This is a genomic window from Deefgea salmonis (assembly GCF_020531905.1).
GTDB classification, from domain to species: domain Bacteria; phylum Pseudomonadota; class Gammaproteobacteria; order Burkholderiales; family Chitinibacteraceae; genus Deefgea; species Deefgea salmonis.
The window spans coordinates 73,397-99,836 of record NZ_JAJAWG010000004.1; the positions used below are offsets into that span (position 1 = coordinate 73,397).

General features: G+C 48.8%; 19 protein-coding genes. 8 read left to right on the forward strand and 11 right to left on the reverse strand.

Translation table 11 applies throughout. From position 1 onward, the window contains the following. Positions 1-91: 91 nt before the first annotated feature. The 3 genes from LG219_RS08435 to LG219_RS08445 form a co-directional block, all read right to left on the reverse strand. Positions 92-2,728: a family 20 glycosylhydrolase gene (locus tag LG219_RS08435; RefSeq protein ID WP_226764066.1), complete on the reverse strand. Its 2,637-nt coding sequence runs from the start codon at positions 2,726-2,728 to the stop codon at positions 92-94. Between the two features lie 655 nt (positions 2,729-3,383). Continuing rightward, a complete protein-coding gene (locus LG219_RS08440) occupies positions 3,384-5,021 on the reverse strand; it encodes a methyl-accepting chemotaxis protein (protein ID WP_284691634.1) in 1,638 nt (545 codons plus the stop codon). A gap of 394 nt (positions 5,022-5,415) precedes the next feature. Continuing rightward, complete coding sequence (locus tag LG219_RS08445; RefSeq protein WP_226764067.1) at positions 5,416-6,360, reverse strand: DegV family protein; 945 nt, start codon at positions 6,358-6,360, stop codon at positions 5,416-5,418. A gap of 905 nt (positions 6,361-7,265) precedes the next feature. Here LG219_RS08445 and LG219_RS08450 point away from each other — a divergent pair. Then, positions 7,266-7,622: a hypothetical protein gene (locus tag LG219_RS08450; RefSeq protein ID WP_226764068.1), complete on the forward strand. Its 357-nt coding sequence runs from the start codon at positions 7,266-7,268 to the stop codon at positions 7,620-7,622. A 230-nt stretch (positions 7,623-7,852) separates the two neighbouring features. Here the strand turns inward: LG219_RS08450 and LG219_RS08455 are convergent, their stop codons facing one another. Continuing rightward, on the reverse strand, positions 7,853-8,725 hold the full coding sequence (locus tag LG219_RS08455) for a LysR family transcriptional regulator (RefSeq protein WP_226764069.1): 873 nt from the start codon (positions 8,723-8,725) through the stop codon (positions 7,853-7,855). 106 nt (positions 8,726-8,831) lie between these two features. Here LG219_RS08455 and LG219_RS08460 point away from each other — a divergent pair, with 106 nt between their 5' ends. The 5 genes from LG219_RS08460 to LG219_RS08480 all read left to right on the forward strand — a co-directional run bounded on the left by LG219_RS08460 (position 8,832) and on the right by LG219_RS08480 (position 15,188). Beyond that, complete coding sequence (locus LG219_RS08460) at positions 8,832-9,110, forward strand: hypothetical protein (RefSeq protein WP_226764070.1); 279 nt, start codon at positions 8,832-8,834, stop codon at positions 9,108-9,110. A 272-nt stretch (positions 9,111-9,382) separates the two neighbouring features. Next, a complete protein-coding gene (locus tag LG219_RS08465; RefSeq protein ID WP_226764071.1) occupies positions 9,383-9,775 on the forward strand; it encodes an HPF/RaiA family ribosome-associated protein in 393 nt (130 codons plus the stop codon). Between the two features lie 277 nt (positions 9,776-10,052). Beyond that, a complete protein-coding gene (gene htpX, locus LG219_RS08470; protein WP_226764072.1) occupies positions 10,053-10,931 on the forward strand; it encodes a protease HtpX in 879 nt (292 codons plus the stop codon). 634 nt (positions 10,932-11,565) lie between these two features. After that, the gene (argS, locus tag LG219_RS08475; protein WP_226764073.1) at positions 11,566-13,281 is read left to right on the forward strand and encodes an arginine--tRNA ligase; all 1,716 of its coding nucleotides are present in this window, start codon (positions 11,566-11,568) and stop codon (positions 13,279-13,281) included. 140 nt (positions 13,282-13,421) lie between these two features. Beyond that, on the forward strand, positions 13,422-15,188 hold the full coding sequence (locus tag LG219_RS08480; RefSeq protein WP_226764074.1) for a response regulator: 1,767 nt from the start codon (positions 13,422-13,424) through the stop codon (positions 15,186-15,188). On the opposite strand, the gene LG219_RS08485 is transcribed toward LG219_RS08480, so the two are convergent. Beyond that, positions 15,185-15,754 carry a hypothetical protein gene (locus tag LG219_RS08485; protein ID WP_226764075.1) on the reverse strand — a complete coding sequence of 190 codons (570 nt, stop codon included), beginning with the start codon at positions 15,752-15,754 and terminating at the stop codon, positions 15,185-15,187. The genes LG219_RS08480 and LG219_RS08485 overlap by 4 nt on opposite strands. An 85-nt stretch (positions 15,755-15,839) precedes the next feature. Then, on the reverse strand, positions 15,840-17,858 hold the full coding sequence (uvrB, locus tag LG219_RS08490) for an excinuclease ABC subunit UvrB (RefSeq protein WP_226764076.1): 2,019 nt from the start codon (positions 17,856-17,858) through the stop codon (positions 15,840-15,842). Positions 17,859-18,094: 236 nt separating this feature from the next. On the opposite strand from uvrB, the gene LG219_RS08495 reads away from it, so the two are divergent. After that, positions 18,095-18,337, forward strand: coding sequence for a PepSY domain-containing protein (locus LG219_RS08495; RefSeq protein WP_226764077.1), 243 nt, complete (start codon positions 18,095-18,097; stop codon positions 18,335-18,337). A 186-nt stretch (positions 18,338-18,523) separates the two neighbouring features. Here LG219_RS08495 and acs read toward each other — a convergent pair whose 3' ends face one another. The 5 genes from acs to LG219_RS08520 all read right to left on the reverse strand — a co-directional run bounded on the left by acs (position 18,524) and on the right by LG219_RS08520 (position 25,291). Then, the gene (gene acs / locus LG219_RS08500) at positions 18,524-20,494 is read right to left on the reverse strand and encodes an acetate--CoA ligase (RefSeq protein ID WP_226764078.1); all 1,971 of its coding nucleotides are present in this window, start codon (positions 20,492-20,494) and stop codon (positions 18,524-18,526) included. Between the two features lie 196 nt (positions 20,495-20,690). Further along, complete coding sequence (locus LG219_RS08505; RefSeq protein WP_226764079.1) at positions 20,691-21,296, reverse strand: 3'-5' exonuclease; 606 nt, start codon at positions 21,294-21,296, stop codon at positions 20,691-20,693. Next, on the reverse strand, positions 21,293-23,095 hold the full coding sequence (locus LG219_RS08510; protein WP_226764080.1) for a putative nucleotidyltransferase substrate binding domain-containing protein: 1,803 nt from the start codon (positions 23,093-23,095) through the stop codon (positions 21,293-21,295). Before LG219_RS08510 ends, LG219_RS08505 begins: the two co-directional genes overlap by 4 nt. A 67-nt stretch (positions 23,096-23,162) precedes the next feature. Then, positions 23,163-24,944, reverse strand: a complete 1,782-nt coding sequence (locus tag LG219_RS08515) for a cation acetate symporter (protein ID WP_226764184.1) — start codon at positions 24,942-24,944, stop codon at positions 23,163-23,165. Between the two features lie 38 nt (positions 24,945-24,982). Then, complete coding sequence (locus tag LG219_RS08520) at positions 24,983-25,291, reverse strand: DUF485 domain-containing protein (protein WP_182075558.1); 309 nt, start codon at positions 25,289-25,291, stop codon at positions 24,983-24,985. A gap of 228 nt (positions 25,292-25,519) precedes the next feature. Here LG219_RS08520 and LG219_RS08525 point away from each other — a divergent pair, with 228 nt between their 5' ends. Then, complete coding sequence (locus LG219_RS08525) at positions 25,520-26,422, forward strand: LysR family transcriptional regulator (protein WP_226764081.1); 903 nt, start codon at positions 25,520-25,522, stop codon at positions 26,420-26,422. Positions 26,423-26,440 lie beyond the last annotated feature (18 nt).

Sequence of the window (26,440 nt, forward strand, 5' to 3'; positions counted from 1 at the left end):
GGAATAAATGCAGTGCATTCCACCAGATTGCGGAGACTATTTGTTCGGCCGAAAAAAAACGCCCTTGCGGGCGTTTTTTGTTAGTTGCAGTTTATTGCACTTTAGAGACTTGACCAAAACGTGGTTTTTTCTGATCAGAGTTGCTGGTTCTGACCCAAACGCTGCCCGTCACCGCTGGTTTTTTATTGGCATCGTAAACCAACCATTGCTTGCCATCGTTTGAATACTGAATTTGCACATTTGGAATTTCAGTATTGGCATTTAACACGCCATTGATGATTTTCGCGCCGACTTTTGGCAAACGATATTGAATGTGATGCGCATCGAGTTTTTCTAAACCACGCGCGCCAACGGCATTCACGAAATGATTGTAATCATTATCGAGTGCTTGTTTATCCACATGTTTGCTTTCGCTCGAATAAACCGTGTTGGCTTTAAAGTTCTCCCAGCTTGGTTTATTCCAAGCGCGTTCGGCAATGGCAAAGATACGTGGATACATCATATATTCAGCCTGCGCATCGGTTCTTTGCGTTTCTGACCATAAATGACCCGAAATCCCTTTAATGCTTGGTGCGGTGGCCGGTGAAGTAATGCTCATTGCCTTACCATCGCGATCTACGCTGGTTTCAGCGTTTTGCGCTAAATTACCTGGCGCAAAAGAGAAGATCTTTTTCAATGGATTAGCCCGCGCTGCCCAGTAATAGCCACGTTCTGCAGGATCAATTTCATTGGGCATATCGAGGTATAAATAATCTGGATTAGATAAAACAATATCAAATCCTTTTTGATTAAATTGAGAAACAACCTCAGTACCACCCCAGAATAAAGTATCCCAAACGTTAACGGTTGGTTTAACCGTCATTTCGCTGGCACTCTTTAAATGCGACAAACCATCTTGCCAGCTTTGGAATGAATTAATTTTGTGTGGAACGAGCTCTTTATTAATCTCTTTACCAAACCACGTGGTTAATTCATCAAATGAACCGACAGTGCCGTTTTTAACCAAAGCTTGGCAAGCGGGTGATTTCTCATAAGGGAAATTTTGTGCTTTTTTATCAATAATGCCTTGGCCCGGTTTTGCATCTGCTGCGCTGGCATAACCACCGCCAAGCATAATGTTTTTCGCTTCATCACCGCCATAATGCCAAGTGCTTAATTTCAGACCGGCTTCGGTATACATCGCATTGACTTCAGCAATGACTTTTTTCGCAAAGTCTTTTGATGATGGCAGGCAGACATTCATAAAGCCTTTTTTGTCATAAAACTGAACCGTGGTCACTTGCGATGTATCGCTTGGATCTAATAAACGATATTGTTCGGCAGCTTTTTTATTGCCGGCTTTCATTAGATTATTGTAGCGCGCTTCCATTGAAACGACGGCGGCACGGGAGTGGCCGGGCATGTCGATTTCTGGAATCACTTCAATATTGCGCGCTTTAGCGTATTTTAAGATTTCAATAAAATCAGCGCGAGTATAAAAACCATCGGATTTTTGTGCTTCAGTACCATGGCCCAATTGCGGCAATAATTGAGTTTGTTCATTGCTTGAATTCAAACCGCGCTGTGCGCCAACACTGGTTAATTCATCCAAGCCATTGATTTGTAAACGCCAGCCTTCATCATCACTCAAATGCAAATGCAGTTTGTTTAATTTTAATTGGCTCATTTGGTCAATTAAACTCAATACATGCTGTTTGGATTTAAAGTTACGTGCCGTGTCGAGCATCATGCCACGATATTCGTAGCGCGGTGCATCATTGACCACCATCTCAGAAAGATTGTCTTTCGATTGAATATCGATCAGCGATAGTAATGAATTAAAACCATTCATTGCGCCAGCAGCATCAAAACCATAAACCTGGGCGATGCCATCTTTAATAATTAAAGTATAACCGCCGTCTTTTTTTGCTTCAGCCAATTGGATTTGTTTTGGATCAATCGCAATATTGACTAGCAAAGCTTGGTCTTTATTTTTAGCGAGGAGTTTATATTTTTTGAGTGATTGGGCAAAAACGTCTTTGCTATCAGCAGGAACCTGATTTAAGAACAAACCGTTTTTGATTGAAACGCTATTTGCTTTGATAATTTTTTGTTCAATCGGCGCTGGAATAATTCGATCTTTGGCCGCTGCCGCATCGATTTTAGCGGTGTAAACGTCATAGCGTTTTAGGCTATCTAAAATTAGATTTTCATCTGAGCTGGCGCGTTTGCCTTGGGCGGTGGTCAGCGGAGTGGCAAATTGGGTAACGTCTTCGGTATCGGTGTTTTTGATGGTTTTGGTTTGGCCATTGGCGCTCACCATCCAGCGTGGGAAGGTATCAAAATCACTGACGTGCCAATATTCACTGATTAAATTAATTTGGATGCTTTTGCCGGCAGCAATCCCTGCAAATTGATCGGTTGGTGTTAAACGGTTTAAATCACCGGTGATGTGTTCAATTTTAAATTGATCGCCAACCACACTTAAAATTCTTCGTGGTGAAGGAATAAGAATAGAGAAATCTTTATCGCTTAATGTTTTGCCGGTATTACTCAATGTAATGGTAGAGCGGTAGCAAGTGGCCCAATCGGCACCGAGTTGCTGGCAGGTATTTTCAGCTTCTGCGCCTTTAATTTCGACATGAATTTGTAATTGTTTGGCTAAAGTTTCTGCGCTAGGACTTGCAAAAGACAGACCTGAAAATAAAGCGCCGACGAGTACTGAAATGACTTTGACTTGAGGTTGCATATCGATTCCATTTAAAACTGATTAATAAAATTTTGATGAAGCAAACAACAAACCAAGAACAACGAAAGCAATTAAAATCTCGTAGTAAGCTATGGCTTATTGAGTTGAATTCATTGAATTTTTATTATTTTTTTGTGTGAATCTCTATTGTAAGGTTGCTTTGGCAAAAATTAATAGCCATTGCTCAATGGTGATAATTACCTATTCAATTGACGGTTTCTGCGATATACGCGATGCAAAACGCGGAGATGAAGTGATTTGTAATCAGTGGTAGGTCATTAACTCGGCAAGCTTTGTTGTATATCAAGAAGGCCTACTGACGAACGTTAATTTAATAGTCTATCTCGTTATAAAGCTGCAAATTGATATTTTTATATATTTTAAATAATGTGGTATGAATGAAATTAAAATGCTTAATTATTGATATGGAATATTCAATGTGGTGATTTTTAATTCAATCCAGATCGCAGCGGGCAGTTTGTGCGACGCTATCTTTCGCCGCGCCGCAGTGTTGTAGCAAGCGCACATCGGATGGCGATGCATCGCTGACTACGCCTTGATGCGCCGCTAAAATCGCTCGAGCGCGGCGAAAAACCAAACGTCAACAACCCTAGCCTCGCCGATCTGGTTGATGCGGCGAGGTGCATGCGCATGTTTAGAGTTTGAATTGTTGTACCGCTTGGCTGAGTCGGCTTGAGAGGTTTTGCAAATCTTTGGCGGCATGGGCGTTCGATTGCACGTCGAGCGCGCTGGCTTCGGCCATTTGCGCGATTTGCTCGACACTGCGGGCAATCTCGGTGGTGGCGACGCTTTGTTCGCGAATTGCGCTGCTAATGCTGTCGACCACTTCACGAACTTGGTCAGCGCCTTGGCGAATCTCATCAATCGCAACGCCGGCTTCATTGGCAAAGGCAACGCCGGTATTGGCTTGCACGACGCCACTTTCCATTTGGGTAATCGCTTCGCGGGTGCCGGTTTGAATTTGGCCGACCATTTTGGCGATTTCCACGGTGGACTGGCTGGTGCGCTCGGCCAGTTTACGCACTTCATCGGCAACGACAGCAAAACCACGGCCTTGCTCGCCAGCACGTGCCGCTTCAATCGCCGCGTTGAGCGCCAATAAATTAGTCTGATCGGCAATGTCTTTAATGGTGCTGACAATCGATGAGATTTCTTGCGATTGCCGGCCGAGCTCTTCGATTTTGCTCGATGAATCTTTAACCAAATTGGCGATTTTATGCACTTCACTGGTGGCGCTATGAATCACTTGGGCGCCGCGAGTTGATTGCTGGCCCGCTTGGCGCGCCAGCTCGCTGGCTTCGTCGGTATTGGCGGTGACATGGTCGATCGAAACTGACATTTCTTCTACCGCCGCCGCCATTGACGCCGCCGATTCGCTTTGTTGTTGGGCGCGCAGCGCCACATCGCTGGAGTTTTGCCCTAAATGATTGGCGGCACTGTCGATTTGCGCGGCGCTGGCATGCACTTCACCAATGACGCTACGCAGGGCTTGCTGCATATCGCGCATTGCGGTGATTAAGCTGTTGGGGTATCGAGGATCACAAGCGATAGTTTGCTGCAATTGGCCTTGCGCCACATTGCGGGCCAGATCAACCGCCAATTGCGGTTCGCCACCGAGTAAGCGAAATAAATAGCCCCCAAGTGCCCATAAAACATAACAAATGAGCGCCAAACTGATCAGACTGATTGGCAATAATATGTGCAATGCCGACATGAAATTATCCTGGACATCATCCAAATAAACCCCAGTACCAATCACCCAACCCCAAGGCTGAAAGCCAATGACGTAGGAAATTTTATCCACCGGCGGGTTGTTGGCGGTTTTGGACCATTGGTACTCCACAAAGCCTGCGCCTTGGCTGCGAACTACATTGGCCATTTCAACAAACAGCGCTTTGCCATTGGGGTCTTTGCTATTGCTGAGATTTTTGCCATCAAGCTCGGGTTTGAGTGGATGCATCAGCATGGTGGGGCTGGTGTCGTTGATCCAGAAATATTCTTTGCCATCATAGCGAATCGCCTTCACCGCCAGTAATGCCGCCGCTTGGGCGCTGGCTTGATCCATTTTTCCTTGGCGGCTGAGGGCTTCATAATGCGCCACAATCGATTGCGCCGATTCGGCTAAATTGCGGATTTTGTCTTTACGATCATTGAGCATTTCACCGCGTAATTGCAGCAGCATTACGCAGACCAGCAAGATAAACGTCATGACGGTGATCGCTGCGGCAAAGAGTAAGCGCGCGCGGAGTGAGAAAGGCGTAGCTTGAGCCATGGTGTATCCCCTGTAACAATATTATTGTTTTCTGATGTTTTGGCTATTGTGCGGATACGCGCTTGAGCTTGCAATTTCTTACTGATTACTGTTGCGTGATACGGGAAAATACTGGGATTAGGTGTAATTGATGGTGAGTCTTGCGCGCTAGCAATGACGATGCAGATGATGGATTTATTGCGTTGCTTATTACAATATGTAGGGTATTGCTTGGTAATGCATTATTTAATTGGCTTGCCAAGCAATACCTGCTGTTAAATATCGTGATTCAGATCGCGCGTGGTTTGCGTGTGGATTAGCCAGCGCTGCGCCGCCAGATTCCCTTCTCCTTGATGGGGGAAGGTGAGGCTGGAGAGACGACGGCGTTTATTTTGATGCTTAATCCCCCTCCGAGCTAATTGAGCACGGCTTCGGTTTCGGCAGCAAAGGCAATGGCCAGACCGCCAGCGCCGATGTTCACGCCGGCGGTGGTACTCATTTCGCAAAGCAATAATTGCACCTTGGCGTGCGCACAGGCGCGTTGTAATTGTTGATATGCTGCCATATCGCTGATGATGTGCGGATCGCCGCCGTAACTGACGCAAATGGTTTTGGCAACCAAGCCTTGCTCGATGTGCTCTTCGGCCATGGTAAATAGTTTTTCAACACCGGTTTGAAAACCATGAATGCGCGCCACAGGGCTAGTTTCGCCACGATAGGCACGGATCACCGGTTTGATGTCGAGCGCGCTACCAAAGGCATAGGATAAAAATCCAACGCTTTTATCGCCTTTGCGGCGTGCTTGGTGGCGCAGTTGGCCTAGATCAGCCGGCATTAAAAAGCTTTGTACACTTTGGCTGAGCCGATTGATGTGGTGGGTGATGGTCGAGCGGCTGGCTTGTTCGCTGATTAAGCGCGCAGTTTCGGCGACGATCAGCCCTTGGCCGCAAAAGAGATTGGCGCTATCAAACACACGCACGGCAAACGGTTTGCTTAGATTGGCCGCTTCGCGGATCGGTCGGTATTCGGTCAGGATGCGCCGAGCGGCTTGGTTGCAGTGATTAAAAATTTGGCTACGCGATTGCATGACAGTCAGGCAAAACACCGAGTCAAATTCCAAGATCAGTCGGGTCATGAATAATTCACGAATTTGCTCGACCGAGAAGGGCTTAGATTCAAAATCCGAGGTGCCGGCTGCGGCTTGGCGGCGATAAAAACTGCGGGTCGCGACGGGGTCGCGGTGGTCAATAAACTGGCCATCGTTGCCTTGAATGGTGATTGGCAAGATGACGATTTGATGTTGATCTAAAAATTCGCGCGGTAAATCGCAGCAAGAGTCTGTTACTAAGCCGACTCGCATCGTGTTCTCTCCAAGAGTGTGGATTGGTCACCGTCTGATGCGGTGTTGTGCTGGACACCGCGTGCTTTTGCCGTGGTGAAGCTGACATATTATGATATGCGAATATAAGTTAGCACTGAATTCTGACGATTTTTAATAGGGATAATCCCGATTATTTTAAATTTTTAGTCAGAATTAAGTAATTTTACTTGTGCGAAGCCGCTGCTCAATGGCGCAGGCATGAAAAAAATATCGTCGATGTTGGAGTGGGTTGTTCTGTTTTATCGTGGTGGTATAGCAATCAACTGCATTGCAAATCATGCCTAGCTGGCAATACCCGGTTTATTTTTTAGTTTGCTTCATGGTTGAGCGATTGACGAAGGTCGCGCTCGGGTGACAGGTCGGGGTGTTGGCAAAATATGGCAATACAGGCCGAGGGATGGCTGTAGCCTAATTGCCACGCAATATTTGAATCTAATTGCCACGCAATATTTTGAATCTATTTACCGATTGGCTTGGACTGGCTGTTGTTGAGGCCAGTGGCGTTGAGCGCGCAGAGTTTGGTGTGCGCCGGCGGCGATCAAGCAGGGTGTGATTTGCTGCGATGGCCTTGTCGGTGGTGGCCGCTTCTGACTGGATGCAGGCATTGGCCTGATGCTGCGCGCTTCATGTCTTGCTTGATGTCAGCGCGGTTGATCAACCCAACGTTAATCGACTTAGCGCAGGGGCTTAATGCCGTGTGCTGATTGATTACGGTGCTGACGTTGCTTGCGGGGCGTTGAAGGCGCTGGCGCAACTAATTTTTATGGCTCTGACAGGACGCACTTGTTGTGGGAAAGTACTGCGAAATTTTATTCGGCCTCGTTTATAATGCCGTGCAGCGCATGGGCGCGGTTGTAAGGTTTGGACGATGAGGAATTGACGTTTTGCGAAAAATATTAGGAATAGTTGCTGTGGTATTGGCCAGCGCGGCATGGGCAGAAGATGCGCCTTTGCCTTTTGATACCCCAGCAGCAGCAGTGCCGATTGTGCGCAAAGCTGCGGTGAGTAAAGCCCCAGCCGCACCAGCCGCTCGTTCAGTGCGTAGCCAGAGCGGCAATCAAGCGAAAAAATCGCGTCATCCATCCTCGCGTTCTATTGCAAAGGCTGCGCCAGCTCAATCGTCAACCAAGGTAAGCCAAGCTAAACGGAAAAAAAGCAGTCAGATTAGCGATAAAAAATCAGTTCAGCGTTCCGCTAAGGCCGTCAGTAAAGCGCCCGCCAAGAAAAAAACTAAAAAATAATACCCAAGGTCAGCAGCGCTTCGAGCCATGTTGACATGGGGTTGTCAGCGGCGCTGGTGCGATTTTTGCATCGCATCAAGGCTGGATGCGGCTGGATATGCGCAGATAGACCGGGCGCGTGGCACTTATAAGGCTAAAAACACCGTGTATTTTTCCATCTGATGAGGAAAAACGGTGTTTTTTTATGCTCGCTGGCGGTGATTCAGGCCGACTTAGCTGATTGAGGCCAATTATTTCGCCGCTGATAGCAATTGATCTAATGCCGGATGATTGATTTTTTTGGCTACATAAATGGCGTAGTAATCGGTAAATAGACCGTTCAGATGCCCGAGTGTTTGTAATTGCTCACTGGGTATTGCCTCAGGCGTAATGATGGGAGAGGGGTAGAGGCCAATACCCGCTATACCAAACGCTTGCATCAAGGCGCTATCGGCAAATTCTCCGACAATGTCGGGTACAATTTGCTGCGCCGAAAACCATAAATCCAATTGAATTCTCAGCGTGCTATCGCGAGTGGGTAGCAGCATCGGCGCGCCATTTAGGCTGGCCGGAAACGCCTCGCCATACCGTGCGGCCAGCGTTGGGCTGGCTAAAATCATCACCGGACATTGCGCTAGTAGCTGGCTTTCTAAGCGGAGTGCGCCTTGCGTTGCAGGGCGATCGGCCAGCACCACATCCAGCTGGTGCAAGGCCAGTTTGGCCATCAGTTCATCGGGTGAACCTTCGATACAGCACAGCCGCGTGTGCGGGTTATGCGCTTTGGCCAAAAGCTGTTGGGCAACGGTTTTGGGCAGCGCATCGGCCACCCCAATATTAAAGCGCTGCCTAGGCGTGCTATCGCTGGCCAAGGTTTGTTGCAATTGTTCGCCAAGCATAAAAATCTGATCGGCAAACGGCAGCACGGTGCGTGCGGCCTCAGTCAATTCCAACTGCCGACCCACTTGGGTAAATAGCGACTTACCCATTTGCGCTTCAAGGCGCGCCAATTGGCTGCTAATGGTTTGCGGCGTCATCTCAAGTTTACGCGCAGCGGCACTAATACTGCCTTCTTGGCTCACCACCCAAAAATAATACAAATGCCGGTAATTTAATAAATCATGCATACGCGTGCGTCGATAAAAACTGATGATGTCGCAATGTAAGCCTGATGTTGGAATCTGTAAAGCTAGTTTAAAATTACAACATCATAAAGCGATACAAGAGAAAACTATGTTGACTGGATTGGGCATCGTGACCGTTGTCTTACTGGCGGCGCTGTTTTGGTATTACGTGATCTACAACCCAGCCGCGCAAACAGATTGGGAGCGCCTGCCGACATTGACGCAATATCGGCAACAGCATCCGCAATGCGTGCGCGGCGAACAAACGCTGTGCTGCCATTGCGGCTCGGCCGAGCATTTGGATTTGGGGGTCTTGCAATACACCGATTGGCGGCGGCAGATCATGTGCCGGCAATGTAAAAATCGCTTATGGCGGGAATCGGACTAGATCGAATAAATCATCGATTCAGGTGGTCTTTGAGTCGTTATTTTCGACTTAGTTCGATTTATTTTACGGGTAATTGTATCGAGAAAAGTTGAAGGTTAATCAGTTATGCTCTGATTTTGTCGATAGAAAATATACGTTAAGGTGAATGCACTACCTCATTCGCTGCAGCTAGCGCACAGCAGCATCGTGAAGTGATTCACATGGCTGTCGCATGATCTGACAGTGCGATTGGGTAGATATTGAGTTTGGACTAACCCGCTGGAGATCGAGCAATGCGACCACTTATTTTGACTCACAAGCTTTCGATTGATAACACGATGCACAGCTATATTTTGCATCGTTTACGCCTCGCGCTAGATCGAACCTTAAGCCGAATTGGCGCAATTACCGTGCGCTTAAGCGATGAAAATGGCCCTAAAGGGGGCGATGATAAATCGGTGCAAGTGAAACTCATCTTGCCGGGCCATGAATCGGTGATTGTGCACGAGCGGGGCAGTGATTTACGCGCGGTGGTAGATCGAGCGATTCATCGCGCAGCGCAAACCCTGCAGCGCTTAAATGCTAAACGACAAAAAATAACCCGTAGCGTGGCGAGCCGAAAATTACTCGCCACTGAAATGCAGTATGCCGAAGAAGCCAACCATTTGTTGGCAACGCCAGCCTAAATCCATCCATAGCTGAATCGCGGGAAGTGAGATGACTTCCCGCGCGGGAAAAATTGGCTGGATTGGATTGGCCAGCATGGCTAGCGATGTTGATTGGATTCAGCTGAATTGCCGATGAAGTTTTGCCAATAAAGGAAGATCAATGAGTTTAATTTTAGTACTGATGGTTGTATTGAGTGCCGCGATAACGGTTTACTATTTTGCCCGTACAGCCAAGCGCAAGGAACTAATTGCGATTCGGATGACTCCAAGCGCCAAACAACACAGGAGATAATGGATGAAAAGAACGCTATTACTGATTGGTACCAATATTGCCATCATGGTGGTCTTAGGTATTTTTGTAAATATTTTTGGTTTAAATCGCTTTATGAGCGCCAACGGCTTGAATTTGCCGATGTTGCTGATGTTTGCTGCGGTAATGGGTTTTGGTGGGGCGTTTATTTCGCTGGCCATGTCCAAAACCATGGCCAAGTGGAGTACTGGCGCCCAAATTATCGCCCAGCCACGCAATGCCGATGAGCAATGGCTGTTTGATACCGTTGCCAAACTGGCGCAGCGCGCCCAGATCGCCATGCCTGAAGTGGCGATTTATGAAGGTGAACCGAATGCCTTTGCCACCGGTCCGAGTAAAAACAATTCGCTCGTTGCCGTGTCAACGGGCTTGCTGTACAGCATGACGCATCGTGAAATCGAAGCGGTGCTGGCGCACGAAGTCGCCCACGTTAAAAACGGCGATATGGTGACGCTGACCTTGATCCAAGGCGTGGTGAATACTTTTGTATTCTTCTTGGCGCGCGTGGTTGGCTATTTGGTTGACTCGTTCTTAAAGCGCGATAACGAAGAATCATCGGGCCCAGGTATGGGGTATTACATTACCGTGGTGGTGTGCGATATCGTGTTTGGGATTTTGGCCAGCGTGATCGTGATGTATTTCTCGCGCCAACGCGAGTTTCGCGCTGATGCGGGTGCGGCCCAATTATTGGGTGAATCAGCACCAATGGTCGATGCCTTGCGCCGCCTAGGTGGCATGGAGCCTAATGCCTTGCCAAGCAATATGGCGTCATCAGGTATTGCCGATAAAGCAGGATGGTCAGCGATGTTCAGCTCGCATCCGCCGATGGAAGATCGCATCGCCGCCTTGCAAGCTATGCGCTAGGCGTTGTTCAGATTACATGTTGATCGTTTTTTAAGTGCCTGCGGCACATTGCTTTACAGTCGCAATCCGCGACGGGGACTTACTTTCTTTGCGTCGCCAAAGAAAGTAAGCAAAGAAAGGCGACCCGAGCGCGCCCAGCTCCGCTGTGCCCTCGATTGTCGTGAGCCAAACGATAAAACCGTTTGTCTCTCTTCCGCACTCGGTGCGCTTGGACGGGGCTTTAAGCCCCAGCTCGACGAGCGCGGCACAGTATCAACACCAAATCTGAACATTGCTATGCGCTAATGGGTATTTGAATGTAAGCCATATTAAATATGAGCTACAGCGCAATACATCAAAACGCCGACTTCAAGTCGGCGTTTTTTATGGTTTTTTATTCGCGCAATGTGGCTGATTTGTATCGTTGCTAGTGGGCAGGTGCTGCTGAGTTTTTATGGGGTAATTTTTCAACATCAGCGGCTTTTTGGTATTGCTGGCTGAGCGCTCACGCTGGTGCTGGGTAAATTAATTGATCGACTTGGTATTAAAATATGGTTTTCGGTTTGCCCGTCTTGCCCCCCACCCGTAGAATTGCGGGTAATTCATTTTTTACGTCGCAGCATTGGTGCGGCGTTGGTTTTTTTCGGAGCTGCCTGTGTCTTTATTACCTTTATTAAATGCTCGCTTTGCGGCGGCCTTGGTTGCGGTCGGTGCGCCTGATGCACAGCCCTTGGTGCAAGCCGCCAGCCGACCTGAGTTTGGCGATTATCAAATGAACGGGGTGATGGGCGCAGCCAAAGTGCTCAAGCTTAATCCACGTGAGTTAGCGCAAAAAATCATTGATGCGGTAGATTTGGCGGGCATCGCCAGCTCGCTCGAAATCGCCGGCCCGGGTTTTATTAATATCAAATTGGACAATGCGTTTTTGGCGGATCGCGTGGCGAGCGCGCTGCAAGACGCGCATCTTGGCGTTGAGCAAAACCCTGCGCAGCACGTGATGGTTGAATATTCATCAGTGAATTTGGCCAAAGAAATGCACGTCGGCCATTTGCGCTCGACGATTATTGGCGACGCTTTGGCGCGGGTGCAAGCCTACGTTGGCATGCATGTAACGCGGCAAAATCACGTGGGTGATTGGGGTACGCAGTTTGGGATGTTGGTGGCGTTTTTGATCGAGCAGCAGCAACAAGGCAATGCCGATATCGCGCTCAAAGATCTAGAGGGTTTTTATCGCCGCGCTAAAGCGCGTTTTGATGAAGACGAAACCTTTGCCAATACCGCGCGGGATTATGTGGTGAAACTGCAAGGGGGCGATGAGCAAGTGCGGGCATTGTGGGCGCGCTTTGTTGCAGTGTCCTTATCGCATTGCAACGCCGTTTACCAAAAACTCAATGTGTTGCTTGATGATGGCGATGTACGCGGCGAGAGTTTTTATAACGCTGATTTGCCGATTATCGTCGATGAATTGCGTCAGCAAGGTTTGCTGGTGGAGAGCGAAGGCGCGCAAGTGGTGTTTTTGGATGAATTCAAAAACAAAGACGGCGAGCCGCAAGCCAGTATTATTCAAAAGAAAGACGGTGGGTTTTTATATTCAACCACCGATTTGGGCGCGATCCGTTTCCGAGTTCGTGAGCTAAAAATCGACCGTTGCTTGTACGTGGTCGACGCGCGCCAAGCGCTGCATTTCCAGCAATTGTTTACCATCGCCAAAAAAGCGCACTTTGCGCCAGACTCGGTGTCGTTAGAGCATATTGCTTTTGGCACGATGATGGGCGAAGACGGCAAGCCGTTTAAAACCCGCTCGGGCGATGTGGTGAAATTAGTCGATTTACTCGACGAAGCGCAGCAACGTGCGTTTGATTTGGTGTCGGAAAAAAATCCAAACTTGGATGAAGCCACCCGCCGCGATATCGCCAATGCAGTCGGCATCGGTGCATTGAAATACGCCGATTTGTCGAAAAGCCGCACCACCGATTACATCTTTAACTGGAACTCAATGCTCAGCTTTGAGGGCAATACCGCGCCGTATCTGCAATATGCGTATACCCGAGTGAAGAGTATTTTCCGCAAAGTGACTGATTACGACCAAAACGCGGCGATTGTGTTGACCGAGCCGGCTGAGCACGCCTTGGCGTTGGAATTAGCGCGCTTTAGCGATGTGGTGCATGCGGTGGCTAAAGACAGCCAGCCGCATTTGTTGTGCGCATATTTGTATAGCGTGGCGACGATGTTCTCGCGTTTTTATGAAAACTGCCCAGTCAATCAAGATGGCGTGACCAATGCATCGCGTCTGAAAGTATGTGATTTAACCGCCAAGGTGTTGGCAGCGGGTTTGAATTTACTTGGGATTAAAGTATTAGAAGCCATGTAATTGCAGCGCCATGACAGTGGCACAAATTGCGACTTAAATTGCAATAAACTTACAATTTGTTTTGTAATTTGAGAGAATACCCAGAAGCGGCCCCTTACTCGGCCGCTTTTTTATTGTTAAACCTTTGCGTGGTTGTCAGCATGAATTTAAAAGATGCCGTGGTAGTGCAGCGCATTACGGCCTTAAGTTATCGCGGAGCGATCGGCGGACAGTTTGCTGGCATGGTTGCCGCCACTGCTTTATTGGCTTTGCATTTTGATACGCATTCACAGGGTTTTTTACTGTTGTGGTGGCTGTGTGTTTGCGTTTTTGCGCTGTATCGTTTGTCGGTGTTTCGCCGCTATCGACAGCATGCGGCGCAGCGCGATGATGCTTATTGGCAAAAAATTCATTTGCAGGGTGTGGCCATCACCAGCGTGCTATGGGCGATCGGTGGCACGTATTTAATGCTGTCTAGCCCGATTGTATTGTCGGTGTTAACGGCGTTGATTTTTTCTGGGCTGACGGTCGGCTCGATGCCGGTGCTGTCGCCCATGCTCAATGCGATGCGGATTTATGCGTTTTTTATGACGCTGCCGATTTGGCTCAATGCATTATTTGATCCAACGTCGATGAATATGACGCTGGGGATTATGTTTGTGTTTTTGTTTATCACTTTACTTAAAAGTGCCGCAAATTATCGCGACACCATTGTTGAAAGTTTAGAGCTGGAATTAGCGCAAACGCGCTTGGCAGAAGATTTGGCGGTCGCGCGTAATCAAGCCGAGCAAGCTAATCGCGCCAAGACTGAATTTATCGCCAATGTGAGCCATGAAATTCGCACGCCGATGAATGGCATTGTCGGGATGGCGCATTTATTGGCGCAAACCCCGTTAACGCCGCTGCAACAAGAAAAAGTCGATGTGATTAATCAGTCGGCCGATTTGTTATTGGCGTTGGTCAATGACGTGTTGGATCTCTCTAAAATTGAAGCCAATCGCTTAGAGATTGTGGCGCAAGCGGTGCATTTACCGCGGGTGCTGGCCGAAATTGAGCAAATGTTTTGCCTGCGCGCTAAAAGCCAAGGCTTGTTGTTGCACTTGGATTTTCAAGGTGACGCTGATTTAACGCTATTGGGCGATGCGCTGCGCTTGCGACAGGTTTTGGTTAATTTATTGGGGAATGCGCTGAAGTTTACCGAGCAAGGTGAGGTCACTTTGCAGGTGCGTACTCAGCACGATGCGGCTCATTGCCGTGTTCAAATTGCCGTGATAGATAGCGGTATTGGTATTGCTGCGGCGCAACTGCCGTTTATTTTTGACGCTTTTGTTCAAGCCGATGGCTCGTCAACACGAGCTTATGGCGGCACGGGTTTGGGCTTAACCATTGCGCGGCGCTTGGTGCGAGGCATGGGGGGCGAGTTAATGGCTCGCGCCAATGTGAATGCGGGTATGACGTTTAGTTTTGATTTGCATTGGCCTTATGCGCCAGCCAGCGAAGTGGTGATTGAAACACCACCGCCACTCGAAGCCATCCGTCCATTGCAGGTGTTATTGGCGGAAGACAATCCAACCAATCGTTTGGTGGCAACGCGCTTATTAGAAAAACAAGGCCATACCGTGATCAGCGCGGAAAACGGCCAATGGGTGCTGGAGATTTTGGCGCGCCAAGCGGTGGATGTGGTGTTGATGGATATGCAAATGCCCGAAATGGATGGGCTTGAAGCGACGCGGCGGATTCGTCAGCAAGAACTGCAGCAGATCCAACCGCGCTTGCCGATTATTGCGGTGACCGCCAATGCAATGCAAGAAGACCGCGTGCGCTGCTTTGAAGCGGGGATGGATGACTTTTTAGCCAAACCACTCAAGCCCGAAATGCTCGACAAGGTGTTGCGTAAATGGGTGATGTCGGCAGCGATAACCGATTAAAAATGCGCTTTAATTTGCAGCGCAACAAAGCCTTCGACTTGAAACGTTTTAACCGTGGGAACAATAAATAAGTTCACCCCAAAATGGTAAGGCGTTTCCAACGAGGCTAAAAAGCCGCCAGCAGGCACAATGGGATAACCTTTTTCGGTATTGTGATAGCCGGTTAATAAGCCAGCGGCAGCGCCGACCGAGAGATTGCCGGCGTCGCTAAACTGCCATTGCAATGGCGTCCAGCCGAGCTGAGCGTAGACCGATGTTTGCCGAATGGAGTTGCGGTAAGCGCCGAGCATCCAATGCCAGCGCCCATTGCTGCGCTCAATGCCTAGACCGGGATTGTGTTCATTCAGATTATCGTCAATCACCGCTTGCCGATTAAAATGGCGGGTGAGTACCGGCGTCACGATCCAAGTTTTCCACGCTTGCTCGGTATTCATCGCTTGCAAAAAATTCGGCGTCTGTTCGCCAAAAGCGCCCGAATTGAGCTGATTATCTGCTGTTTGCGCTGAAGCGATGCCAGCGAGTGTCATGATGAGTAGGGGTATTGCTAGCTGGCTGATTGTTTTCATGAAGTAGAGAGAGATACCCTATGGTTGGTTGCTATTTGGTTTTCCGCCGCACCAACGCGGCTGGTAAACCTAACGTCAACCGACCCTAATCGTGACCAAAAGCGCGTTCGCGAAGTTGTTTCAGTTCATCACGTAATTGCGCCGCTTTTTCAAATTCCAAATTCTGTGCGGCTTTGAGCATATCTTTTTCTAAGCGTTTGAGCTCTTTTGCCAATTGCTTTTGATCCATTTCGGCCACAATACGGGTTTTTTTCTCTTCCAATCTGGCGGCGACCGCTTCTTCGGCGTTGTACACCCCGTCGATAATGTCCTTAATGCGTTTGACTACGCCGCGCGGGGTGATGCCGTGTTCGAGGTTGTAGGCGATTTGTTTTTCGCGGCGGCGCTGTGTTTCGCCAATGGCTTTTTCCATTGAATTGGTGATCCGATCGCCGTATAAAATCGCTTTACCGTTTAGATTTCGCGCCGCGCGGCCGATGGTTTGAATCAAGCTGCGCTCGCTACGCAAAAAGCCTTCTTTATCGGCATCCAAAATCGCCACTAAGGATACTTCTGGAATATCCAAACCTTCACGCAATAAGTTAATCCCGATCAGCACATCAAACACGCCCAGCCGCAAATCGCGTAAGATTTCAACGCGCTCCACGGTATCAATATCCGAGTGCAAATAACGCACTTTAACGCCATGTTCGGCCAGATATTCTGTCAGTTGCTCCGACATTTTTTTAGTCAGTGTGGTGACCAAAACCCGCTCGCCAATCGCCGTGCGCAGATTGATTTCCGACAGTAAATCGTCAACTTGCGTGCCCACCGGGCGTACTTCAATCAGCGGGTCAACCAGTCCGGTTGGCCGCACCAGTTGCTCGACCACTTGGCCTTGATGTTCGGCTTCATACGCCGCTGGCGTGGCGGAAACAAAAATCGTTTGCGGCATTAAGCGCTCGAATTCTTCGAATTTGAGCGGACGATTATCCAATGCCGACGGCATGCGAAAGCCGTAATCAACCAGGTTTTCTTTGCGTGAACGATCGCCCTTATACATCGCGCCAATTTGGCCGATCATCACATGGCTTTCGTCCAAAATCATCAAGCCATCTTTAGGCAGATAGTCGAGTAAAGTCGGTGGCGCAGAGCCCGCCGGTTTGCCAGAAAAATGCCGCGAGTAATTCTCAATGCCTTTGCAAAAGCCCATTTCACCGAGCATTTCTAAATCAAAACGCGTGCGTTGTTCAAGCCGCTGCGCTTCAACTAGTTTGTGTTCTTGGTAATAAAACGCCAAGCGATCACGCAGCTCTTCTTTAATGGTTTCAATCGCCACCAGTACTTTTTCGCGCGGGGTAACGTAATGGCTGGAAGGGAATACAGTGAAGCGTCCCATGCGTTGCTTGACGTGACCGGTAAGCGGGTCGAACAGGCTGATGCGCTCGATTTCATCGTCGAACATCGAGATGCGTACCGCCAAATCGGCGCTCTCTGCAGGGAAAATATCAATCACATCGCCGCGCACGCGAAAATGCCCACGGGCAAATTCAATCTCATTGCGGTCGTACTGCATGGTGGTGAGGCGTTTGATGATGTCGCGTTGGCCGATTTTTTCGCCTTCAGACAAATGTAAAATCATCGCGTGATAATCGGATGGATCGCCAATCCCGTAAATCGCCGACACGGTGGCAACGATAATACAATCGGGGCGCTCGAGCATTGCCTTGGTGGCCGACAGCCGCATTTGCTCGATATGCTCGTTAATCGCGCTGTCTTTTTCGATAAACAGATCGCGGCTGGGTACATAGGCTTCGGGCTGATAGTAGTCGTAATACGAGACGAAATATTCGACGGCGTTTTCGGGGAAAAACTCGCGCATTTCGGAATACAGCTGGGCGGCGAGGGTTTTATTGGGCGCCATAATAATCGCTGGCCGCCCAGTACGCGCAATCACGTTCGCCATAGTAAAGGTTTTACCTGAGCCCGTTACGCCGAGTAAAGTTTGGTATTTGAGCCCATCGTCCAAGCCTTCGATCAGTTGTTCGATGGCTTTGGGTTGATCGCCCGCAGGCGGGAATGGCTGAAATAACTTATACGGCGAATTGGGGTATTCAACAAACATGGCGAACCTGATATCGAGCAAGACGCTACATTGTGGGCTGATGTGGCTTAGGGCTCAAGTTAGAATCCAAATTTTGCTGGCAATGCTTCATTTTTGGCGCTGACTTGCGCTCTGGTATGGCTTGGTTTTGGCTGGCGCCAATCCATTGCGACTTATTGCCTTGTCATTTGTAGGGAGACTCACATTTATTCCTTGCGCGATGGCGGTACAATAGAAATCAGTGAAAGGAACCCATCATGAAAAAGCGCGTTAAATTTGTGTTGTGTATGGCCAGCCTGCTGATGGCGACTTCGGTATTGGCGGCGGTGAGCCGTGATGAGGCTGCGGCTGCGGCGCAGAAAAAAGCCAATGGTGCTCGAGTGATGTCAGCAGAGAAATTTATCGAGGGCGATAAAACTGTTTGGCGAGTCAAAGTGCTGAGCACTTCCGGTGAAGTACGGACGGTTTTTGTCGATGAGGCCAGCGGCGCAGTGCATTAATCGGCTAATCTGGCTGCATTATTCGGCATGATAACGACATCAAAAGTCGAAGCGAAATCAATCGCTTCGACTTTTTTGCTGATTGATGCTTGCAGAGTCAATGTGAGGGCAAAATAAAACCCCGCCACAAGGACGGGGTGATCTACGCGCATCAAGTGAATCGATTAATTTTCGATTAATGTTGGATTAAATGGCGCTTTGACGCAATTGCTCAAGAATCGCAGGGTTTTCTAGGGTTGAAGTATCCGCAGTAATTTCTTGGCCTTTGGCGATATCGCGCAACAGACGGCGCATGATTTTACCTGAGCGGGTTTTCGGTAGATTGTCGCCGAAACGAATTTCGTCCGGTTGCGCGATCTTGCCGATTTCATGCGCTACCCATTCACGTAGCTCTTTAGCGATGCGTTTGGCGTCGTCGCCTTCTGGGCGTTGACCTTTGAGCACCACATACGCCACCACGGCTTCGCCTTTAATATCGTGCGGTTTACCCACCACGGCCGCTTCAGCGACCAATGGATTGGCGGCGAGTGCCGATTCAATTTCCATGGTGCCAAGGCGGTGACCAGAAACGTTCAGCACGTCGTCAATGCGGCCCATGATCCAGATATAGCCGTTTTCGTCGTAATGCGCTGAATCGCCAGCGAGATACAATTTACCGTTGTAGTCTTCGGGGAAATACGTTTTGGCAAAACGCTCAGAATCACCCCAAATATTACGTACCATCGATGGCCATGGCTTACTAATCACCAAGAAGCCACCTTTACCTGCTGTGACTGGTGCGCCCGATTCATCGACGATATCGGCCATAATGCCTGGAATGGGTAAGGTGCAAGAGCCCGGTTTGGTTGCGACTGCGCCTGGCAACGGTGCAATCATATTGCAGCCGGTTTCGGTTTGCCACCAAGTATCAACGATAGGGCAACGGCCACCACCGATGGTCTCAAAGTACCACATCCATGCATCGGGATTGATCGGCTCACCGACGGTGCCCAACAGACGCAGTGATGAAAGATCATATTGTTTTGGCAAATCGCCACCGAGTTTAATCAATGAGCGAATCGCTGTTGGCGCGGTGTAGAAGGTGGTGACTTCGTGTTTTTCAATCATTTGCCAGAAGCGTGATGCATCTGGATAAGTCGGTACACCTTCAAACACCACTTGTGTTGCGCCAATGCCCAGTGGGCCGTAGGCGATATAGCTGTGACCCGTAATCCAGCCCACGTCGGCCGTGCACCAGTAAACGTCGGTTTCTTTGTAATCGAACACCCATTTCATCGTCACTTGCGTGCCGAGCAGGTAACCCGCTGATGAGTGCTGCACGCCTTTTGGCTTACCGGTTGAGCCTGAGGTGTAAAGAATAAACAGTGGGTGTTCAGATTCAACCCATTCTGGCTCGCACACATCGGCTTGGTCTTGCACCAGTTTGTGCCACCACACATTGCGCTCGGTATTCCAGTGTTCTGGTTTATTGCTGGTGCGTTGGAATACCACAACTTTAGTCACTGTATCGCAGCCACCGAGACCCAGAGCCTCATCGACCATTGATTTCAATGGCGTTGGTTTGCCGCCACGGATGGATTCATTCGCAGTAATGACCAATTTGGCTTCTGCGTCTTGAATACGATCGCGCAATGCGCCAGCCGAAAATCCACCAAATACCACCGAGTGAATCGCGCCGATACGGGCGCAAGCTTGCATGGCAATAATCGCCTCTACGGTATGCGGCATGTAAATGACAACGCGATCACCTTTGACTACGCCCAGGCTTTTTAGACCGTTGGCAAATTGGCAAACACGGTGATATAGCTCGCGGTAAGTCACGCGAGTCACCGAGCCATCGTCGGCTTCAAAAATAATCGCCACTTTATTGGCTTTGCTTTCTAAATGACGATCAAGGCAGTTGTACGACACATTCATCAAGCCATCTTCAAACCATTTAAAAAACGGTGGATTGTCTTGATTTAAAATTTGGGTAAAAGGTTTTTTCCAGCTCAGTAGATTGCGTGCTAAATCAGCCCAAAAGCCTTCATAGTCGGCAGTCGCTTTGTCGCACAACGCGTTGTAGCCTTCGATTCCTGAGACCGTCGCATTGGTGCGAAATTCATCAGAGGGTTGGAATAAACGGTTTTCTTTTAAGACTGAATCGATACCACTCATGAGTGAACCCCTTAGGCAAGACACTGAATTGAAAATAATCTGAAATCAAATTTATGGGATTACAGTACTGAAAGCTAATTGTCTTTTTTGATGTAGCAAATCAGTCAGGCTGATGTGCAGGGCAATGAATTGAATTACTTGGTTTTTTCGTCTCTGATTTCGCCAATAGCTTGGCATCCAGCAGCGGGAAAGTGAGTCAATTGTGTTGGCCTTTGAGTTTTAAGAACATCAGCGCCGCAGTGATTGCGTCGTTGAGTGGGTCGTGGCGCGCTAAACGGGGTATATCTAATTCAGTCAGCATGCTGTCTAAGCTTAAATCGACATCAGGGCGGTAGGCGCTGACTTTTTTGTCGTAATACAAACCAGAAACCTCAATCGCTCGATTGGGTAGCGCGATGCCCAACCAAGGCTTGAGTTGTCGATTGATAACCGCCAAATCAAATTCAAGGTAATAGCCCACAATCGGGCGACTACCGATGAAATACAGCAATTGCGTGAGCGCATCGTGCAGCGTTAAACCATGGGCTACGTCTTGCGCGCGCAAGCCATGAATTGGGATTGTTTTGGGATCAATCGCGCCACTGGGTTTGACGAGCCATTGCTGGCTGCTGGACTTTAAAATCGTATTGCCGCGAATAATCACCGCTGCAATGGATAAAATTTCAGCCTGCTTCGGATTGAGGCTGGTGGTTTCACAATCAATACTGACCCATTCATTGGGCGCGGGTTTGGCAAATAAAAATTGAAACTGTGGATCGCGTAGTTGCCGCCGTGCTTGCCAAGATTTAAATGTTTGGATCATAAGGTATTCAATTTAAATTGATGGGCAATGCTTTGTTTAAAGCGTTTCACTACCGCGAGCGTGTCTTTGAGTAAGTCGCGCTCGAGTGTAGTGAGTTGAGCTAGTTCAATACCGTAGTCGAGTAATTTGCCTTGCTGTGCTTTGATTAAGCCATATTTCAATTGCAGGCTTTGCAAATAGGCGAGCGATTCTCGAAGATCGCTGGCTAATGTTGGCGAGAGGATGTCTTTTTGTTTGAGCATTTCAATTCTGCGGTAGGTATTGCGCTCGGAGACCTTTGCTTTCAAGGCCAAGCTGCGTATACCGTGCACTAAAGTGAAAATGCCGCCTTTTTTTAAATCGAGTAAGCCGCCTTTACTGCGTAGCTGAGAGAAAAACCCCAGTGGCGTATCAAATTGTTCAATCGGCAAAGCAAAGTGCGCTAATAAACTGTCGTTTTCGACCAGATCTTGATAAAAATAATCGCGCAGCCGAGCAAACAACGCTTTATTGCCATACACCGGATAGGCGTCGAGCCAAATGGCCAGATGCAGCATGTTTTCGCGATGCGTTTGCACCTGCCATTCATCCAGTAAGATTTTAAATTCGCTTTCAGTGCGTCGCCAATATGGATTGTTAACCATGATTTTGCCTGGGCAGGCCGGGTAGCCAAAGCGAATCAGTGCTTGATTAAATGCGGCACAAATCGCGGCTAAATCGGGGTGTTCAAAGCCGTCGGCGATAATCAAAGCATTGTCTTGATCGTTGGGTAAAATTTGCTCACCACGACCTTCTGAACCCAGGCACAGCAAACAAACATTGGCGCTGACTTCTGCTGGCGCGAGCAGTTGCCATGTTTTGGCCAGTAATTTGCGGTGCAGTTCACGCAGCGTATCGGCAATCAGTGTGACTTTGACGCCTTGGCGCTGTTGCTGGCGGATCAGTTTATCGACGTGCGACCACGCTTGTGCCAATTCATCCATCGACACTGCGCGCTCGATTTGACTTTGAATTAAGTGTGAATGCTGCGTGAGAAAAGCCAACAAGTCGACTTGCTCTAAAATCCCAAGTGCGCCATCTGCACGGCGCACAATCACCCGACTAATGGTGTGCTTGGCCATTAACAGCATGGCAGCATGGATGGGCTCGTCGTCGGCCACGCTATGCAAACGATAGTGGGCATAGTTGGCGATGGCGGTGCTGCGTGCGGGTAATTCGCGGATCACAAAGTCGCGTAAATCACGTTGAGTAAAGATGCCAATCTGTTCGGCGTTTTTAATCAGCACCGCCGTGCAGTGCGCGCTTTGCATACGTTGGGCGGCATCCAGAATACTGGCATCGGCACTCAGCCATTGGACTGGATGGATATAAGCGGCCGTCACCGGGGCCAGTAGCAAGGCTTGTAATTCATTTTCTTCGGGGGTTTGCTGCGCTAAGGCGGTCATTCGTACGGCAATATCTTGATAAAAATACGCGCCAAACTGTGGGTTGCTACGGATCAGCTCTAAAATTAATTCGCGTGGAATACTAAATACTAGGCTGTCATCAATGGCCACCCATTGCTGTTGGGCTGTTTCATTGAGTAAGGCTTTACTATTGATGGTTTCTTGTTCGCTGTAGACGGTTAAAACTTCACCGTTTTCTTCTTCAGCAATCAGTCCTTTGTTTAAAATCAGCAGCGCATGGTGCGGTGCGCCAGCCGCAATAACGGTGTGGCCACTGGCAAAGTATTGAAGATCGAGCGCGTTTTCAAAGCGTTCGCGTTCACTGGGCTTTAGGCTGCGATAAGGGAGTGCAGAAAACTCAAATAGCGTCGACATAGTGTACCTAGCATCAAAAACGCCCTACATCGCGAAGCGAGTAGGGCGTGTTGCGATGTATCTGCTCTTAATGCTTATCAGTTGCGCCTTCTGCGCCAATACCTGTCATAGAGCGGATAAATTGTGGCAAGAATTTAGCGCGTTCTTCTGCCGCTTGCTTGCTGGTATCGAGAACAGAAACCAGCCAGATCGTGATGAAGGCCAGCGTCATCGAGAAGATGGTTGGATTTTTGTACGGGAACCATTCGCTGCCTTTGTCGTGACCTAGCACTTCAACCCAAACCGATGGGCCGAGGATAATCAGCGTTAAGGCCGTAATCAAACCAACAAAACCACCGACCACAGCACCACGTGTGGTCAAGTTTTTCCAGAACATCGACAAGAACAGCACTGGGAAGTTAGCCGATGCCGCAATCGAGAACGCTAGACCGACCATGAAAGCGATGTTTTGCTTTTCAAAGGCAATTCCCAAGAACATCGCCAATACGCCAAGACCGATGGTGGTGATTTTTGAAACGCGAATTTCATCGGCTTCATTGGCTTTGCCTTTTTTGATGACCGAGGCGTAAATATCATGCGATACCGCAGATGCGCCCGACAAGGTCAAACCGGCTACCACAGCCAGAATGGTTGCAAACGCCACGGCTGAGATAAAGCCAAGGAAGTAATCGCCACCGACCGCATCAGCCAAGTGAATCGCTGCCATATTCGAGCCACCAATCAAGGCGCCAGAGACTTCTTTAAATTTCATCCCCGCATCGCCCGACAACAGCACAATCGCACCAAAGCCGATAATAAAGGTCAAAATGTAGAAGTAGCCGATAAAGCCGGTGGCATAAAACACCGATTTACGCGCTTCTTTGGCGTTCGATACAGTAAAGAAACGCATCAAGATGTGTGGCAAACCTGCAGTACCAAACATTAAGGCCATACCGAGTGAAATCGCATCGATTGGATTTGAAACCAAACCACCGGGTGCCATGATGTTGGCGTGAGCCGCAGTGACTGCGGCTTTGGAGGCTGCAGCAGCGCTGGCGACAGCGGCCGATGCATTCGGTGCATTGCTGGCGATGGCAATTTTAGCGGCCTCAGCAGCCACATTGGCTTTGAGTGCTAAGGCTTCGGCGCCCGCGTGTTTGACGGCAACAGCCTGCGCAAATAGGTTTTCAAAACTGAAACCGACGTGCTTCATCACCATAAAAGCCATGAACGATGCGCCAGACAGTAGCAAAATCGCCTTAATAATTTGTACCCAAGTCGTCGCTAACATCCCGCCGAACGTCACGTACATAATCATTAACACGCCAACCAAAACTACCGCATAGGTGTAATCCAAGCCAAACAACACTTGAATCAATTTACCCGCGCCGACCATTTGTGCAATCAAATACAGTGCCACCACAACCAAAGTGCCCGTTGCTGCAAAAATACGCACTGGCGTTTGCGATAGCCGATACGAAGCCACGTCGGCAAAGGTGTATTTACCCAAGTTGCGTAGACGCTCGGCAATCAGGAAGGTAATTAAAGGCCAGCCGACCAAAAAACCGATGGAGTAAATCAAACCGTCGTAGCCAACACCAAACACCATCGCAGAAATACCGAGGAAAGACGCGGCTGACATATAGTCACCGGCAATCGCTAGGCCATTTTGAAAGCCACTAATCCCGCCGCCAGCAGCGTAGAAGTCTTTGGCCGATTTAGTGCGCCGTGCTGCCCAGTAGGTAATGGCGAGGGTAAAGGCGACGAAAATCAAGAACATCACAATCGCAGGGATGTTGAGATCGTGGCGTTTTTCAACTGCACCTTCAATGGCACCTGCGGCCCAAGTCGGTAGGCTGTTGGCGAGCATCAAGCTAGCGAGAGACAGGCGTTGTAAATTTGATTTGATCATTTTTTCGCGTCCTCAACGACTTCGCGGGTCAGTTGGTCGAATTCAGTATTGGCTCGACGTACATAAATACCGGTAATGACAAACGCCGATAAAATAATTAACACGCCAATGGGAATACCAATCGTGGTTACGCCGCCGGAGAGCGATTGTCCTAGCGTGGCGGGCGAAAAAGCCACCACCAGAATAAAGCCGTAATAAATCGCCAGCATTACAAAAGACAGTAGCCAAGAGAGGCTGGACTTTTTTCGCACCAACTCTTGAAATTTGGGGTTCTGCTGAATGCGTTCAATCGTATGATCTTGCATGCGTTGCCTCCTCGGATAAATCAATCGTCAAACCCAGATGGGTGTTGTGGCGCTAATTTATGTGAGAGTGGGCAATTTAAGCTAATTGCATTTTTTGATGCTCTAAATCAGTTCGACTTATGTTGCATTGCGTATACCTTACTAATTTGTGTGTAATTGCTGATTTTAAAGCTACATGTCGAGCATTCTTAGTTCACAAAAAGGCAAGGAATAGGTGATAATCGGCGGATGGAAATCTATCAACTTCGCACATTTGTTACCGTGGCGCAGCAGGGGCATCTTACGCAAGCCGCTGAATTGCTGCATTTATCCCAGCCGGCAGTCACGGCACAGATTAAGGCGTTGGAAGAAGAATTTGGTGTCGCACTGTTTGAGCGTTATCCCGGCGGCGTGCAACTGACAGAGGCGGGAAAATTAATTCTGCCGGATGCTCAGCAGATTTTATCTCAAGCCCGCAGTCTGCTTTATCGGGCTAAAGCGTTGCAAAATGAACCCAAAGGTAAAGTCAGAATTGGCACAATAGGCGTACCAGGGCGTTTAAAACTGGGCCCTTGGTTGGCGCAATTGCGTGAAAGCTATCCTTTATTGACCGTGCAAACCACGCATGGGATCTCGGTGGGTATCTTGAACGAAGTACGCAAAAAAATGCTCGATGCTGGGTTTTATTTGGGTCGAAACCCGTACCAAAATGTCAACACTGTGCCATTGAGTGAGATTGGCTTTTGTGTGGCATTGCCGCCATCGATGGCGTATTTACAAGATGCAGATTGGAAAACCTTAGGCTCGGCTTTGTGGTTGGGTTTATCGCAATTTACCAGTCTGGCCGATATTTCCCAAGAGCTGTGGCGCAGTCAAAATATCGCCCCGAAATTAGTCGGTGAATTTGATGAAGAGGCTACGCTGCTTGAATTGATTAAATCCGGGGTAGGGATTGCGATTTTGGCTGAGCGCACCGCGCATCGTTATGCCGCTGATGGCTCGATTGTATTGTGGCGTAATGGGGAAGTGGCGACGCGGGCTTTGTTGCAGTTTATTTATTCGAGTGATCGAGAGAACGACCCGATGATCGACATGCTGATTAAAGCCTTGCGTACGACATGGCAGGAAGAATCAGAATGTTTTGGTCAATAGTAGGTATTGGTCTGTGAA

Excerpts from the sequence above, each read along its gene's own strand:
- LG219_RS08435 (WP_226764066.1), bottom strand. The coding sequence starts at position 2,728 with ATGCAACCTCAAGTCAAAGTCATTTCAGTACTCGTCGGCGCTTTATTT.
- LG219_RS08440 (WP_284691634.1), bottom strand. The coding sequence starts at position 5,021 with ATGGCTCAAGCTACGCCTTTCTCACTCCGCGCGCGCTTACTCTTTGCC.
- LG219_RS08445 (WP_226764067.1), bottom strand. The coding sequence starts at position 6,360 with ATGCGAGTCGGCTTAGTAACAGACTCTTGCTGCGATTTACCGCGCGAA.
- LG219_RS08455 (WP_226764069.1), bottom strand. The coding sequence starts at position 8,725 with ATGCATGATTTATTAAATTACCGGCATTTGTATTATTTTTGGGTGGTG.
- LG219_RS08460 (WP_226764070.1), top strand. The coding sequence starts at position 8,832 with ATGTTGACTGGATTGGGCATCGTGACCGTTGTCTTACTGGCGGCGCTG.
- LG219_RS08465 (WP_226764071.1), top strand. The coding sequence starts at position 9,383 with ATGCGACCACTTATTTTGACTCACAAGCTTTCGATTGATAACACGATG.
- htpX (WP_226764072.1), top strand. The coding sequence starts at position 10,053 with ATGAAAAGAACGCTATTACTGATTGGTACCAATATTGCCATCATGGTG.
- LG219_RS08480 (WP_226764074.1), top strand. The coding sequence starts at position 13,422 with ATGAATTTAAAAGATGCCGTGGTAGTGCAGCGCATTACGGCCTTAAGT.
- LG219_RS08485 (WP_226764075.1), bottom strand. The coding sequence starts at position 15,754 with ATGAAAACAATCAGCCAGCTAGCAATACCCCTACTCATCATGACACTC.
- uvrB (WP_226764076.1), bottom strand. The coding sequence starts at position 17,858 with ATGTTTGTTGAATACCCCAATTCGCCGTATAAGTTATTTCAGCCATTC.
- LG219_RS08495 (WP_226764077.1), top strand. The coding sequence starts at position 18,095 with ATGAAAAAGCGCGTTAAATTTGTGTTGTGTATGGCCAGCCTGCTGATG.
- acs (WP_226764078.1), bottom strand. The coding sequence starts at position 20,494 with ATGAGTGGTATCGATTCAGTCTTAAAAGAAAACCGTTTATTCCAACCC.
- LG219_RS08505 (WP_226764079.1), bottom strand. The coding sequence starts at position 21,296 with ATGATCCAAACATTTAAATCTTGGCAAGCACGGCGGCAACTACGCGAT.
- LG219_RS08510 (WP_226764080.1), bottom strand. The coding sequence starts at position 23,095 with ATGTCGACGCTATTTGAGTTTTCTGCACTCCCTTATCGCAGCCTAAAG.
- LG219_RS08515 (WP_226764184.1), bottom strand. The coding sequence starts at position 24,944 with ATGCTCGCCAACAGCCTACCGACTTGGGCCGCAGGTGCCATTGAAGGT.
- LG219_RS08520 (WP_182075558.1), bottom strand. The coding sequence starts at position 25,291 with ATGCAAGATCATACGATTGAACGCATTCAGCAGAACCCCAAATTTCAA.
- LG219_RS08525 (WP_226764081.1), top strand. The coding sequence starts at position 25,520 with ATGGAAATCTATCAACTTCGCACATTTGTTACCGTGGCGCAGCAGGGG.